Source organism: Nonomuraea zeae (assembly GCF_005889725.1).
Classification (GTDB): Bacteria; Actinomycetota; Actinomycetes; order Streptosporangiales; family Streptosporangiaceae; genus Nonomuraea; species Nonomuraea zeae.
Genome location: NZ_VCKX01000726.1, coordinates 1 through 680, shown reverse-complemented (window position 1 = coordinate 680; position 680 = coordinate 1). Strand labels below are relative to the sequence as shown.

Genomic DNA, 680 nt, shown 5'->3' with positions numbered 1-680 from the left:
GGGTGGCGGGGCCGCGGCTGGGGCGGTGACGCGGACGCGGTAGCTGACCAGCTCGATCTCGCCGCTCTGCCGGATGCCGTAGACCTCGGCGTACCTGTCGCGGAAGCGGGACTCCAGGTCCGCGCGTACGGGCGTCCAGCCGACGGTCAGGTCGTGCGACTGGCCCTTGAAGCGGACGTCCACGGATCGGGACACGCGCACGTCCGGATCCTCCGGCGAGACCCCCAGGTCGGCCGCCGCCTCCGCCGCCAGCCCGGCGAAGATCTCCTCCGGGTCCGGGGCGTCGAGGCGGGACAGGACCCGGTCCGTCGAGAGGTCACCTGCCAGCAGCCCGGCCGCCGAGGCCACCCCGCAGTGCTCGGGCACCACCACCGTCCCGATCCCGAACCGCTGGGCCACCCTGGCCGCGTGCATCGGGCCCGCGCCGCCGAACGCCACCAGCGCGAAGCCTCGTGGATCGATGCCGCGCTGCACGGTCACCACGTGCACCGCCGACGCCATCGAGGCGCTCACGATCTCGTGCACGGCGTACGCCGCCTCCTCCCTCGACACCCCCAGCGGCCCCGCGAGCCGGTCGAGCGCCTTCTCGGCCAGCGCCGGGGACAACACGATCGCGCCGGTCCCGAGGCCGGAGCCCACCGCACCGGAGGAGCCGAAGGAGTCGGGGGAGGGGGTGGAAG

General features: G+C 74.9%; 1 protein-coding gene. It reads right to left on the bottom strand.

The annotated features are described in order from the left end of the window. Positions 1–680, bottom strand: a 680-nt coding sequence (locus ETD85_RS62630) for a hydantoinase/oxoprolinase family protein (RefSeq protein WP_276617433.1), incomplete at both ends; no start/stop codon positions are given.